Origin of the sequence: Maribacter sp. 6B07 (assembly GCF_002700155.1) — a bacterium.
Taxonomy (GTDB): domain Bacteria; phylum Bacteroidota; class Bacteroidia; order Flavobacteriales; family Flavobacteriaceae; genus Maribacter; species Maribacter dokdonensis.
On sequence record NZ_PDUT01000002.1, the window covers coordinates 265,977 to 280,229 of the forward strand.

Annotated in this window: 12 protein-coding genes; 11 read left to right on the forward strand and 1 reads right to left on the reverse strand. The window is 34.0% G+C overall.

Going from position 1 to position 14,253, the window contains the following annotated elements; genetic code table 11:
- The first annotated feature begins 21 nt into the window (after window positions 1-21).
- From CSC80_RS10860 to CSC80_RS10885, 6 genes are all read left to right on the forward strand, one after another.
- The gene (locus tag CSC80_RS10860; RefSeq protein WP_071341864.1) at window positions 22-366 is read left to right on the forward strand and encodes a DUF2853 family protein; all 345 of its coding nucleotides are present in this window, start codon (window positions 22-24) and stop codon (window positions 364-366) included.
- A gap of 91 nt (window positions 367-457) precedes the next feature.
- Window positions 458-1,294, forward strand: a complete 837-nt coding sequence (locus CSC80_RS10865) for a S1-like domain-containing RNA-binding protein (protein WP_074673285.1) — start codon at window positions 458-460, stop codon at window positions 1,292-1,294.
- Between the two features lie 170 nt (window positions 1,295-1,464).
- Window positions 1,465-2,073, forward strand: coding sequence for an SPOR domain-containing protein (locus CSC80_RS10870; RefSeq protein ID WP_099191789.1), 609 nt, complete (start codon window positions 1,465-1,467; stop codon window positions 2,071-2,073).
- Window positions 2,073-2,981, forward strand: coding sequence for a 1,4-dihydroxy-2-naphthoate octaprenyltransferase (menA, locus tag CSC80_RS10875; RefSeq protein WP_099191791.1), 909 nt, complete (start codon window positions 2,073-2,075; stop codon window positions 2,979-2,981). The genes CSC80_RS10870 and menA overlap by 1 nt, the downstream gene beginning before the upstream one ends.
- A gap of 32 nt (window positions 2,982-3,013) precedes the next feature.
- Window positions 3,014-3,775, forward strand: coding sequence for a response regulator (locus CSC80_RS10880; protein ID WP_058103224.1), 762 nt, complete (start codon window positions 3,014-3,016; stop codon window positions 3,773-3,775).
- A gap of 405 nt (window positions 3,776-4,180) precedes the next feature.
- A complete protein-coding gene (locus CSC80_RS10885; protein ID WP_236973377.1) occupies window positions 4,181-6,151 on the forward strand; it encodes a histidine kinase dimerization/phosphoacceptor domain -containing protein in 1,971 nt (656 codons plus the stop codon).
- Window position 6,152: 1 nt separating this feature from the next.
- Here CSC80_RS10885 and CSC80_RS10890 read toward each other — a convergent pair whose 3' ends face one another.
- Entirely contained in the window at window positions 6,153-6,938 is a 786-nt protein-coding gene (locus CSC80_RS10890; RefSeq protein ID WP_099191793.1) for an SDR family oxidoreductase, read from the reverse strand.
- A gap of 54 nt (window positions 6,939-6,992) precedes the next feature.
- Between CSC80_RS10890 and CSC80_RS10895 the strand changes: the two genes are divergently transcribed.
- From CSC80_RS10895 to CSC80_RS10915, 5 genes are all read left to right on the forward strand, one after another.
- Window positions 6,993-8,045, forward strand: coding sequence for an o-succinylbenzoate synthase (locus tag CSC80_RS10895; protein ID WP_099191795.1), 1,053 nt, complete (start codon window positions 6,993-6,995; stop codon window positions 8,043-8,045).
- The gene (locus CSC80_RS10900; protein WP_099191797.1) at window positions 8,036-8,983 is read left to right on the forward strand and encodes a CPBP family intramembrane glutamic endopeptidase; all 948 of its coding nucleotides are present in this window, start codon (window positions 8,036-8,038) and stop codon (window positions 8,981-8,983) included. Before CSC80_RS10895 ends, CSC80_RS10900 begins: the two co-directional genes overlap by 10 nt.
- Before the next feature lie 3 nt (window positions 8,984-8,986).
- On the forward strand, window positions 8,987-10,057 hold the full coding sequence (locus CSC80_RS10905) for an AMP-binding protein (protein WP_099191799.1): 1,071 nt from the start codon (window positions 8,987-8,989) through the stop codon (window positions 10,055-10,057).
- Between the two features lie 40 nt (window positions 10,058-10,097).
- Complete coding sequence (locus CSC80_RS10910) at window positions 10,098-11,447, forward strand: M24 family metallopeptidase (RefSeq protein WP_099191801.1); 1,350 nt, start codon at window positions 10,098-10,100, stop codon at window positions 11,445-11,447.
- 127 nt (window positions 11,448-11,574) lie between these two features.
- Complete coding sequence (locus CSC80_RS10915; protein ID WP_099191803.1) at window positions 11,575-14,250, forward strand: carboxypeptidase-like regulatory domain-containing protein; 2,676 nt, start codon at window positions 11,575-11,577, stop codon at window positions 14,248-14,250.
- Window positions 14,251-14,253: the final 3 nt, after the last annotated feature.

Sequence of the window (14,253 nt, forward strand, 5' to 3'; positions counted from 1 at the left end):
ATTAATTATAACACATTTAACATGAGTAAAAGAGACGATTTAATAGAAAAGTATGCTGCGGACATCAAAGATAAATTTGGTGAGGATGCAGATATGGACTTGCTTAAAAAAGTAACTGTTGGTTTAGGACCATCTATTTATAATATTGATGCTTCTAAAGTATCTGGTAGTGACCAAAAAGAATTGGATACTGTTAAGAACAACTATTTGATCAAAAAATTAGGTCTTGCAGATGATTCTAAATTAGATGACGCTATTGCTACAGTTATGGAGAAGTATGGTTCTTCTAACAGAAATAAACATAGAGCGGTTATCTATTATAAGCTTTGTCAGCATTTCAATAAAGCATCTGTTTACGATAAATAGTCAGATGGCAAATAATATAAAGACCGTTATCTTTTGATAACGGTCTTTTTTTTGCTCCGGTATTTAAATATTTAAAATGTAATTTTGCAGCATGATAGAATTAGGACGTATTAACAACCTTGAGATTTTAAGAGACACCAGTGTAGGGCTTTTTTTGGGCGATGAAGAGGGCAATGATGTTTTGTTGCCAAATAAGTATGTACCTACTGGGTATGAAATAGGGCAGAAGATTAAAGTGTTCTGTTATTTGGATTATGATGAAAGACCAGTTGCAACAACTTTAGAACCGGATATTATGCTCGGTGAATTTAGATTGTTACAAGTTGCTGAAGTTAATGAGTTTGGTGCTTTTATGGAGTGGGGACTGGAAAAACACCTGTTGGTACCTTTTAGGGAGCAGCGTGTTAAAATGAAAGAAGGGCAATGGTATGTTGTTCATTGTTATTTAGATGAGCGTTCTGGTAGATTGGTAGCGTCTAATAAGCTTGATAAATTTCTTAGTAATGACACCGTAGATTTAAAAGAATGGGAGCAGGTAGACCTTGTGGTTACAAGGCAAACAGACTTAGGGTGGGAAGTGATCGTAAATGAAAGGCATAAGGGTTTGGTATATTTTAATGAAGTCTTTAAGCCAATTAATATCGGTGATGTAATACCTGGTTGTGTAAAAACGATTAGAAAAGATAATAAGTTGGATATTTCACTTCAACCACTTGGAGCAAAAGTATTAGAACCTGCGGCAAAAAAAATATACGAGGTCTTAGTTGAAAACGGTGGGTTTTTAGGATTACATGATAAATCTGCACCAGAAGAAATTAGAGATGTCTTTCAAATGAGTAAGAAGACTTTTAAGAAAGGTCTGGGTACGCTTTATAAAGATAGAAAAATAAAAATAGAATCTGACGGTATCACATTATCAGATGATTAGGGTGTTAATTGTAAGAAAAATCTTAGGTATTTGATTTTCAACGAAATAACTTAAATAATGGTCAGGTTTATTGTGATAACTTACAATTAATTTTATTTTTGTGGTAAATGAAAAGTTATTAACAAATTTTAACTTACATTTAAGTTTTAAGCGCAAAATTTACCCTGTATATGCCTTTTATAGAAGAAAGTGATTTACTAGAATTACATAAAGATGTAGATAAAGCTCAAATTATCAATGAGCGTTTATTGGATCAGATAAAGTTTAAGAATAAAGAATTGAAAAAGAGTAAGATTCAGCGAAACATTTTTGCTGGTATTACAGGTCTTTTCTTGATAGGTGGTTTGGCATTCACATCTTTTACCGCTGGTATTTCTAGTTCTGGAGGTTTTAACAGGAACAATAATAAAGATTTGGTTTTGACATCAATTGATAGTGTTGATGCATATAGAACGCGCTTGGAGAATCTTAAAGAACAGAATGAAGAACTTAGTTTAGTAAAGGAATTTTACTTGGCAAAAGAGTTTTTACAGAAAGAAAAGATATATTCGGTTCAGGTAAAGTCATTTGTGGATAACAATGTAACATTAGCTTCTGAGGCTTTGACCAATACGCTTTTTGTAAAGACAAATCCTTTTTACTCTTATTCCTTAGGGAACTTTGAAACTCTAGAAGAGGCCCAGTCATTCAGAAAACAATTGGTTGATCTAGGTTTCAACGATGCTTTCGTAGCTTCTTACCAAGATGGTAAAAGAATTCAAATAGAAGATCCATTTTAGTGACTAAAGTTAAAGCTTGGCTCAACGCTGCAAGGCTTAGAACGCTTCCCTTATCAATATCAGGTATTTTTGTAGGTACGGCATTGGCTGCTTATTATGGTGCCACCAATGTAACTATTTTCATATTGGCCTTATGTACAACTATAGGTCTACAGGTGACCTCTAACTTTGCCAATGACTATGGCGATGGTGTCAAAGGCACTGATGGTGATGATAGAATAGGACCTAAACGCGCCTTGCAAAGTGGTTTGCTTACTGCCACAGAATTAAAAAGAGGTATCTATATCAGCATTGTAATTAATGCAGTTTTAATCATTTCATTGATATTCACATCGTTTGGAACTAAAGATGTTCTTTACCCTGTCTTATTTTTGGTTTTAGGTGCTTTGGCCATTTGGGCCGCAATTAAATATACTGTAGGTAAATCAGCCTATGGTTATCAAGGATTGGGCGATGTTTTTGTCTTTATATTTTTCGGATTGGTAAGTGTTTTGGGTTCCATGTTTTTGTACTTGAAATTTATTGATTTGTTCGCTGTGTTACCGGCAATTGCAATAGGACTTTTAAGTGTTGGGGTTCTTAATCTTAACAACATGCGAGACATTAAATCAGATACTGCCGTTGGCAAGAATACTTTGGCTGTAAAAATAGGATTGTCTAAGGCAAAAAAATATCATTATTCCATTCTGGTCGTATCCTTTTTGTGTTTGTTTTATTTTCTCTTTACAACAAATGCCTCACAGTTACGTTATGTAAGTCTTGTAGGCTACCTACCAATACTGGTTCATTTAAGAAAAGTAGCTCTCACAGATAAGGCTGCAGAACTAGATCCTGAGCTTAAAAAATTAGCTTTAAGTACGTTTTTTATAGCGGTATTGTTTTTTATTAGTTATTATTATTTTTTGTAATTTTGAGTATAACCCACAAACCATTTTAAGTCTTGGAACAACCCATAAAAATTCTAATTGTTGAGGATAATGTAATCATCGCTGATGATATGCAATCTATGTTAGAGGAAATAGGATATGAAATAGTTGATAATGTAATTGTTTACGAGCAAGCAGTTGAGGTGTTAAAAACCCAGCAGGTTGACTTAGTTCTTATTGACATCATTTTAGCCTCTGATAAAACAGGTATAGACTTAGGTAAACATATTAGGGAGAATTATGACATTCCTTTCATTTTTGTAACCTCTAACTCTGATCGTGCAACGGTTGAGAATGCCAAGACGGTTAAGCCTAACGGTTATTTGGTAAAGCCATTTGAGCAACAAGATCTTTATACTTCTATTGAAATTGCCTTATCTAACTTTATTTATGGCAAACAAAATGCCAGTAATGGAACGGCTAACAGTGGAAATACTGAAGATGTTGCCATGTCAAATTCAATTTTGAAGGATTCTATATTTGTTAAAAAACAACATTTATATTACAGAATTCAATTTGGTGATATTCAGTTTATAAAGGCGGATAATGTATATTTAGAAGTGAATACCGTGGATAAAAAATTCTTGGTACGATCACCATTAAAAGATTATTTAGAGAAGCTTCCCCAGAATAAATTTTATAGAGCACACAAATCATACATTGTAAATGTAGATCATATTGATGCTATTAATTCAAAGGATATAATGATCAATAATACATTGATTCCAATTTCTAAAGACTTTAAAGAATTTATTATTTCGGCAATGAATTCTTGATATAAGTTGATATATAAAAAAAACACCTTTTTTAAAGGTGTTTTTTTTTGCGCCAATCTTAGATGAAAGGTATTTTTTCATCGTTTAAATGTTATTTTTCATCGGTAAAATGCATGGCTGAACCACTTGTTTGCATTTCACAACAAATATTTGAGGTTACACAACAATTAATGCACGGTCCTATGGCTAATTCATAATTTTGATTTATTGATAATTGCCTATTGTTTTAGCCATATTGGTCTAAGGCAGCCAGAATAAAGCGCAATTTTTAATGATTTAATAAAAAGTACGTAGAACACGCTTTTTGGGCTCGTTGTTATTTAATGATAATTTAATAACGGCTCACAACAAAAATTTAGTTGGGTCAGCTATTAGCATTAAGTTTGATTCGACTTTTATTGAGATATGAAAAAACCTTTTATTTTGAGATTTGTAGGCACTATAGTTTTTAGTGTATTTATGTGCACTTTAGCGGCGCAAGATGGTGTAACGACTCAAAATGAAGATTACTACAAGCAGTTTCAAGATTTAGAGAACGGAGAATTACGTTCTTTCTTCTTTTTTAATACTCCAAATCGTTACAATCAGAATTCACCATATGATTGGTTAGATACCGTAAAAGTGTATTTGAACAGTTCTGAGAAAACTAAAGATTCTATTTCCATTAGGAATTACCAACTTATTGAGTCTCAGATATATTACGATTTGGGCAACTATGAAAAGAGTTTGGCTATTGCTAGACCTCTTTACGATGACTTAAGTAAGTTGGATCTAGATTCCAAACACATCATTTTAGATATTTTAGATAGTAATTATGCTAAGCTAGAACTTTATGATAAGCAAATAGAAATCAGAAGGGTAAAGCGTGAATTGGGTTTAACCGATAACGTGGCTTTTTATGATATTTACGCTAGTCTTGGTCAATATAGAAAAGCTATGCGAGATTACATGACCGAAGAAAAGAAAGAGCTTAAAGATGATGATTACTACGGGCTTGCTATTTACAATAATACAATTGGTAATTATTTAAGACAAGATAAATCTACGCCTACGGCGCTTAGCTACTTTAAAAAAGCAGAGGGTTTGATCAAGGTTTTTTTAAGTGATGTTACCAATCAACATTCTGATAAGGAAATTGCCGATGGTAGAATTTTAAACGGAATCATTATTGGCAATATTGGTAAATGTCATGTGCAACTGGGTGAATATGAAAAAGCAATTCCGTTTTTAGAAGAGAGTAGGGAAATTATTAGAAAATATAATAAGAGTAAGTTTTCATCTGATATTATTGAAAATACCTTGGCGTTGGCAGAGTGTTATTTGAAATTGGATGATTATGCTAAGGCAACAGATTACTTAAGCGATGAAATGAACCCAATTAAATTGGATAATATTTTAAAGCGGAACAGAATTTATGCGGATTATTATTTTAAAACCGGTGATTATCAAAACTCAACGGTTTATTTAAAGAAAAATATTAGAATTAGAGACTCTATAGATGCTCTTGCTTCTAATATTAAAAATCAGCAACTGACATCGGTAATTGAGCAAGATTTGGATAACTCCAAAAAAACTATGGAGCAACAAAAAGCTCAATTAGAAGCATCTAGAAAAGATATTAAGGCTAGGGATGATAAAATTAGCTTGGTTTTTGTTTCCTTGATATTTACGCTTATTGGCTTTGCCGGTCTGGTATATGCTTACTTAAAGAGTATTAAGAATCAACGTCTTATTGCCGAGCAAAAATTTATTATCGAAAACTCTTTGGTGGAAAAAGATTCACTGTTGAAAGAAATTCACCACAGAGTAAAGAATAACCTACAGATGGTTTCTAGTTTACTGAGTTTACAAACCAAGAATACTAGAAGCAAAGCTGCAATTGCAGCATTGGAAGAGGGTAAGAGTAGGGTAAAGGCCATGGCGCTTATACATCAAAAATTATATCAGAACGATGATTTATCCGTAATTGAAATGCAAGGGTATATTGAGAGTTTGATCAATAGTATTCAATCCGTATATAAAAAAGGAGGTCATAATATTAATATTACCATAGATGCCGAAGGTGTTGAGTTGGATATAGATAGAGCTATACCTTTTGGACTTATTTTAAACGAATTGGTATCTAACTCGTTTAAATATGCATTTCCCCATGATGATAGTAACGGTAAAATTTACATTCATTTGAGAAAAATTGCGGGTCAAGAAGGTTTCTTTGAGTATACGGACAATGGTATTGGCTTACCGGAAGATACAGATGAAAGAGCAAATTCCTCAATGGGTATTCGTTTAATGAACAGATTGGCAAATCAGCTGCAGACTTCATTGAATACAGATAAAACCAATGAAGGAGTTCGTTTTTGGTTTAATTTTAAATAAATTACCTCACCTTACTTTTCATTACTAAACGGTGTAATAGTTTAGGGAAAAAGCGTTTTAAGTAAATACCAAATTTTTCTTTTCCACCAATATAGGTTTCAAAGCGTTTCTTTTTAATAGCGTTAATGATTTCCTTAGCACATTTTTCTACGGGCATGCCGTTAAGAGTTGCATTGTCCTCTTTTTGTAGTGCGGTACCATTGGCGGTCAAAGCATTTTTGGCAACGTTGGTCTGTATAAAGCCAGGGCAGATGATAGATACATCAATATTGTCTTTCTCATGCTCCATTCGCAAGGCATCAAAGAAGCCGTGTAATGCATGTTTTGCACCACAATATCCAGAACGGTAAGGCGATGAAAACTTACCCATTAAGCTGGTGATGGTTACGTAATGACCTCCTTTTTGTTTTATGAAATAGGGTAAGGCATGTTTGGTTAATTTTATGGTACCCAGATAATTGACGTCTATCATTTGTTGATAAACTTCAAATTTGGTTTCAACAATCAAAGAACGTTGACTTAATCCTCCATTGTTGATTAAAACATCAATTTTTCCAAATAGCGAAAATGCAGTATCGGTAATTTCTTCAAGTGATGAAAAATTGGTTAGATCTAATGGGAGTATTTCAACATTGTCCGGATTCTTGCAATTATTTTTAACTTGAGTCAATACACTTTCCCTTCTAGCCGAAGCTATTATTTTTGCGCCCAACGCGTTCAATTGATATGTTAGCGCTTCACCAATTCCTGATGATGCTCCCGTTATCCAAATTACCTTTTCTTCCATTCTTTTAAATCCGTCGGTATTAAAGTGAAAATATAGCTAAATTTGAAGGATTATATGAAAGCAATTTTTAAAAAGTATATTCTAAATTTTAAAAATCCGAGCGGCACCTCTAGAGGAATTCTAAAAACAAAGGAAACATGGTTTCTATTCTTGGAGCAAGATGGTAAAAAGGGAGTAGGTGAGTGTGGATTGTTTAGGGGACTTAGCTATGATGATGTTCCTGGTTATGAAGATAAATGTAATTGGGTTGTAAGTAATATCAATTTAGGGGAAGTGGAATTGCTTAAGCGATTATCTAATTTTCCAAGTATTCAATTTGGGGTTGAACAGGCATTTCTGTCACTGCGATCAAACGATCCTTTTCATCTTTTTGATTCCACTTTTTTAGAGGGCCAACAACCAATTTCAATTAATGGTCTAGTTTGGATGGGCGATAAAGAGTTTATGCATCAGCAAATAGAGAATAAGCTAAAAGATGGTTTTTCATGCATTAAAATGAAGATTGGTGCCATTGATTTTGATACGGAAATTGCATTGCTTACATCTATTAGAGAGCGTTACTCTAAAGATGAAATTGAATTGCGAGTAGATGCCAACGGTGCATTTTCTGCAGAAGAGGCGTTGGCGAAATTAGAAGTATTGTCAAAACTTGATTTACATTCCATTGAGCAACCCATTAGACAGGGACAATGGAATGAAATGAAAAATCTTTGTGCTAAAACACCATTGCCTATAGCTCTTGACGAAGAATTAATTGGGGTTGTTGATGTAACAAAAAAGGTAACGTTGCTACAAACTATACAACCACAATATATTATTTTGAAACCAAGTTTAGTTGGAGGTTTTGCAGGTAGTAATGAATGGATTACAATTGCTGAAAGAAACAATATTGGTTGGTGGGTAACTAGTGCGTTAGAAAGTAATATAGGTTTAAACGCAATTGCTCAATGGACCGCAACTTTAGGTAATAATATGCCACAAGGTTTAGGTACCGGAGCTTTGTTTACTAATAATGTTAATAGTCCTTTAGAGGTAAGGAATGGCGGTTTGTTTTATAATAAAACTAAAAACTGGAATACGAATTTAATTGATGAAATATGTATATAGAACAGGCGTATAAAGGTTTAATTGATAATTGGAGATATTTAGTAGGAATATTGATAATTATTGTGGTATGGCAGTTTTTAGGCTCCTTTCCGTTATTGGCTGCTTTGGCACTGGAAGAAGGTGGTATGTCTGCAATGATGAGTAATAGTATAGGAAAGATGTCCCAGGTATTGGGCTCCAATACATTTTTGTTCTACATGCTCTTAACCTTTGTTTTCGGACTTATTGCGGTTTTTCTAGTGGTTAAATTTTTGCATCAACAATCGCTTACCGCATTGACCACTTCAAGAACTAAAGTTGACTGGAAAAGAGTAGCTTTTTCTTTCTTTTTATGGGCTTCAATATCTGTGCTTTTTATCGGTATAGATATTTATTTTGCGCCTGAAGATTATGAATATAACTTTCAATTAGAACCTTTTTTAATCTTAGCCGTTATAGCTATTGCAATGATTCCGTTACAGACAAGTATGGAAGAGTATTTAATGAGAGGGTATATGATGCAAGGTCTGGGCGTACTTACTAAGAATAGATGGTTTCCACTTCTCTTTACCTCTTTGCTGTTTGGATTATTGCACATATTGAACCCAGAAGTGGATAAATTGGGTTACGGTATCTTGATTTTTTATATAGGAACCGGACTCTTTTTAGGTATAATTACACTTATGGATCAAGGTTTGGAACTTGCTCTTGGTTTTCATGCCGCAAACAATTTAACTGCAGCACTTTTAGTAACTGCAGATTGGACCGCATTTAGTGTAGATTCTGTCTATAGGGATATTTCAGAACCTGTGCTTGGTTGGGATATGTTGGTTCCTGTATTTGTAGTTTTTCCCATTCTTTTATTGGTTTTTTCAAAAAAGTACGGATGGACTAATTGGAAAGAAAAATTAACAGGTAAGGTGTTAACTGAAGAAGAATTTTTAAAGCTCGATAATTAAGTAATGTATAAAGCATTTATACACCCTAATTTTTCAATTCATGGTAGGGCAATTTCTTTTGATGATTTAACAGAGGTTAGTTATAGTCTAATAAAGGAAGGAGAGGACTATGAAAAACAAATTGGGGCATTTCTTTTGGATTGGATTGATGACTCCGAAATAATATTGGTAAAAACCTCTGGTTCTACGGGAAAACCAAAGACAATTGCACTTCAAAAAGAATATATGGTAAATAGCGCTTTGGCAACAGGTAGCTATTTTAACCTGGAGCCTAACTCCACAGCTTTACTCTGTTTGCCAGCTTCATACATTGCAGGTAAAATGATGTTGGTCAGGGCTATGGTTTTGGGCTTGAATATTCATTTTTTGCCTCCAAGTTCGTACCCATTGGATGGTGTTACGCATTCTTTTGATTTTGGGGCTATGGTTCCTTTGCAGGTGGGTAACTCTTTATCCAAACTACACCAAGTACATAAATTAATTATTGGTGGCGCACCCATTTCCAATTCAATAAGAGAAGAATTAAAGGGTGTTGATAATAGCAGTTATGAAACCTATGGTATGACGGAAACCATTACTCATATCGCTATAAAACCATTGAACAATAAAGAAGTTAAAGATGCTCCTTTTACGGTTTTACCAAATGTAGAACTTACCATAGATGATAGAGGTTGTTTGGTAATTAACGCACCAAAAATTTCAGACGAAACCGTGGTGACCAATGATATGGTTGAGTTACTTTCAAGAACTCAATTTAAATGGTTGGGTAGGTTGGATAATGTCATTAATTCTGGAGGAGTAAAATTACATCCAGAACATATTGAAAAAGTAATATCAAACTATATAGATACTTCGTTTTTTGTTGCCGGTGTTGCAGATGATGAATTAGGGCAAAAAGTGGTTTTAGTGGTTGAAGATGCAGAAGTAAATGACATTCAGAAAATTATTGAGGGTATAGGGGAATTCAAAAAATTCGAGAAACCTAAATCGATTTTGATAGCTAAAGAATTTCAAAGAACCGATAGTGGAAAAATTCAACGTTCTAAAACTGTTGAACAAATTTTGAAGCCTTAATATATTCCGCTATTTTCATCATTAGAAAAACCACTATCTAATGATCAAGCAACTAATTACCGTATTCATTTTTATTCAGGGCTTTTTATTGAACGCCCAACAAATCCTTAATGAAAAAGAAAGGGCTATTGTTATAGATGAAATTCTAGACGACCGTTTTAACAACTTACTTCCAAAACTTATGGATGCTGCTGACTTAGACATGTGGGTGGTAATTTCAAGGGAATACAATGAGGATCCAGTTATTAAGACCATGTTGCCTGCTACTTGGTTAAATGCCCGTAGAAGAACTATTCTTTTGTTTTATAGAGATAAAGCAAAGAACACTATTGAAAAATTAGCCGTTGCTCGTTATAATGTTGGTAAGAATATTGTTTCTGCTTGGGATAAGGAAAAGGAGTCTAATCAATGGAAGAGGTTAATGCAGTTGATATCAGAAAGAAATCCACAAAAAATCGGACTTAATTATTCTACAGACCATAACATTGCCGATGGTTTGGTAAAGACGGATTATGAGGAATTTATGGCAAATCTACCTAAAAAGTATACTTCAAAAGTAACATCTGCAGAGCAACTAGCCGTACGCTGGATTGAAACTAGAACGGAGCGTGAAATGATTATCTATGATCAATTGGTAGATATTACACATGATATCATAGCCGAAGCATTCTCAGAGAAAGTAATAACTCCGGGAATTACCACGACTTCTGAGGTTGAATGGTGGATGCGCCAAAAAGTGACAGATTTAGGTTTAGAAACCTGGTTTCACCCAACCATAGATGTACAGCGAAGTAAAGAGGAATTGGTAAGTCACCTGTACTCTTTCTCTGGTAGACCAGAAGATACAGTGATATTACCAGGGGACTTGGTCCACTGCGATTTCGGTATTACGTATTTGCGTTTAAATACTGATTGTCAAGAATTAGCGTATGTACTAAAGCCAGAAGAAACTGCTGCCCCAGAATTTTTAGTAAACGGACTAAAGGAAGGGAATAAATTGCAAGACTTTCTAACCGGTAATATGATTAAAGGAAGGTCTGGAAATGAAATTCTTAAAAAATCGCTGGACGAGGCTAAAGCTGTAGGGTTAAGACCTTCTATTTACACGCACCCGTTAGGTGCTTATGGTCATTCTGCCGGAACAACTATTGGAATGTGGGATGCTCAAGGTGGTGTTATGCGTGACGATGGAGAAAATTATGGACTTAATCCAAATACTGTTTATGCTATTGAATTAAACACGACCATCAACATACCGGAATGGAATAGAGATATCAGAATCATGCTTGAAGAAGCAGGTTTTTACGGTGAAGATGGATTTAGATATGTAAATGGTAGACAAACGGAATTATTGTTGATACCACGAGTGAAAGATCATCAGGGCAATTAATCTTAATTTGTAAGACAAAATTTTGTTGATGTAATAAAAATCTTATTTTCTATTTATTGTGTTAGGTTTAAAAGCTTGTTATTCATATATTTAAGAGTGACCTGACGGTTATTGAATAACTCGCTTAATGAAATGGATTACTAAACTTCATATAAAGTATTGTCTTTTATTGTTTTTGTGTACGCTAAGTATAGGACTTTTTGGGCAACATCAATTTAAAGGAACAGTAGTAGATGCTGATACGAAAGAGACGCTTCCTTTTGTAAATATTGGAATTGTAAATAAAGGTGTAGGTACCGTAAGTAATTTTGATGGTAAATTTTATCTAGAGATTAATAAGGCTGATTTTTCTAATACAGATGTGCTACAATTTTCTTCTGTAGGTTATAAAACCATTCGGCTTAAAATTTCAGAGGTAAACTTTAATAATTTGTTGTTTCAAAAAGTTGTCATGCAGCCTGAAGCAATGCAATTACATGAGGCAATCGTATCCGCTAAATATCTGAAAGGTAAAAAAGATGATGTCGTAGGCTTTTCCTATCCTAGTAAAAATAAGTTTGGGTATTGGAAAGGGGATGGTTCGTTGGGTGCCGAATTGGTGACAAGGATAAGTGTGGATAAAAAGAAGCACCTCTTAAAAGATTTTCACTTTTATCTAAACGAAAATTATTCTGATAGTGTATTGGTGCGCATTAATGTATATAAAGGCGGCACCATTTATCCAGAAGATAAATTATTGAAAAAGAACGTTACTAAAATGATAGGCAAATCTTCTGGAATGGTAACCGTAGATTTAAAGCCGTACAACCTTATTGTAGATGAAGATTTTAGTATTGGTCTAGAATTATTGGAAGTATATGGTAAGCGAGTGGGTTTGGTTTTGGCCGCGGATTATAGACCAAGTACATCATACAGAAGATATGTGAGCCAAGGACAATGGAAAACATTCAGGGGAGATGCAATGACTTTTTATGTAAATACTTCTACTTTGAGTGAGGATGACATTTCTCAAATATCAGAATACGCTAGACATAAAACCCTTCAAAATTCGTTCAACACTCCCCAAATAAATATCAACCCTGTCCCAACTCATAGATCAATTACGGGTTTTGTTTTTAATAATGGTAAGCCTGTTGAAAATGCTACTGTTCAAATAGCGGAGTCATTAAAGCATACACAAACAGACGCCTATGGTAGGTATACCATTATGGCACAAATAGGTGATGTCATTAGTTTTGATTATTTGGGTTTCGAAAAAGTGGAACGTACCGTATTGGAGACCATACATAATATCAACGTCACCATGAATTTGATGGTTGAAGAACTAGAAGGTGTTACCGTTACTGAAAGAGCGCGTTTAAAGAAAACCGAGGCAGAAATGTTCTCTGAATATTTAACGAATGATGAATTTGCTAAGAGTGCTTATGGAACTCTTGATAAAAAAACAATTGGTCATGCAATAACTATTGTAGATGGTAAGAGTTTGAACTTATCGGCGCCAAATATTCTAGCAGCTTTAGATGGTAAAATAGCTGGAGTTCGCATTGGTAATGTAACCAATGGAAATACTTGTTTTGGATGTTCTTTTACCAAAGTTGCTGTGTTTATAAGAGGAGGCAAAGGGTCAATTAATAATATTAGACCTGCAATATTCGAAATTGACGGAGTAATTTATGAAGATGTTCCGTATTTTTTAGATTTAAATGTTATTGAGCGCATAGCGGTAATACCTGGTCTTGCTGGCGTTGGAAGATATGGGCAGGTTGCCGCGGGCGGTGTAATTGCAATAAGTACAAAACATGCTAATTATGCTACCAAGAATAATAGAGCTAGTGACCTAGCTAAAATTCGGAATAATATTTATGAATTTGATGCAATAGATAAACAACAAGCAAATAGAAACTTGCCAAGTTATCTTCAAGATCTTTTAGCTAGCAGTAGTTTTGAAGCGGCTAAGAAAGTGTATCACGAAAATGAAAAACGCTATAGTAGTTCTGCTTCATTTTTTCTTGATGCTTATATTTATTTTACTGCCAATTGGGAGCAAGAAGAATTCAATAATGTGATTATTTCTAATCATCAATCTCTATTTGTTGATAACATCAATGAAATGAAAGCTTTGGCATATGCTTATCAGCGAGAAGGTAAATTTGAAAAAGCAAACGAACTATATACCAGCGTTTTTGTAAAGAGACCAAATTATGCGCAATCATATAGAGACTTGGCAAATAGTTATATTGAAGTAAATGAAGTGCAGAAGGCAGCCAATCTATATAGTAGGTATACCAAATTATTGAACGATTCTTTTCTTGTGGCAGATACTATAGGATTACATCCTATTATTACGACTGAGTTCAATCATTTTTTACAGCATAAAACCGACTATGCTATTAGTTCAGAAGATTTAAAAGAAGTGGCTGAAATGCGGAAGGGCGCGGATACCCGTCTTCTTTTTGAATGGAACGATGATGAGGCTGAGTTTGACCTTCAGTTCGTAAATACTGAAAATCGCTATTTTATTTCAAGTACATCAATATATAGTCAGAATGAATATTTTGGTAAGCAAGAAAATTCATCAAGTAAAGAGTTCTTTCTTGAAAGCGATATTCAAGGAGAATGGATTATAAATATAAATTATAAGGGGAATAAAAGCGGTTTGCCCATTTATTTAAAAGTGACTGCTTTCTCTGGCTACGGTACAGATAATGAAGAAAGTACTATTAGGATTTATAGGTTGTCGTTAAAAAATGTGAATCAAAATCTATTTTACTTACCAACTTTAGGAGCAGATAAGTTAAATTAAAGT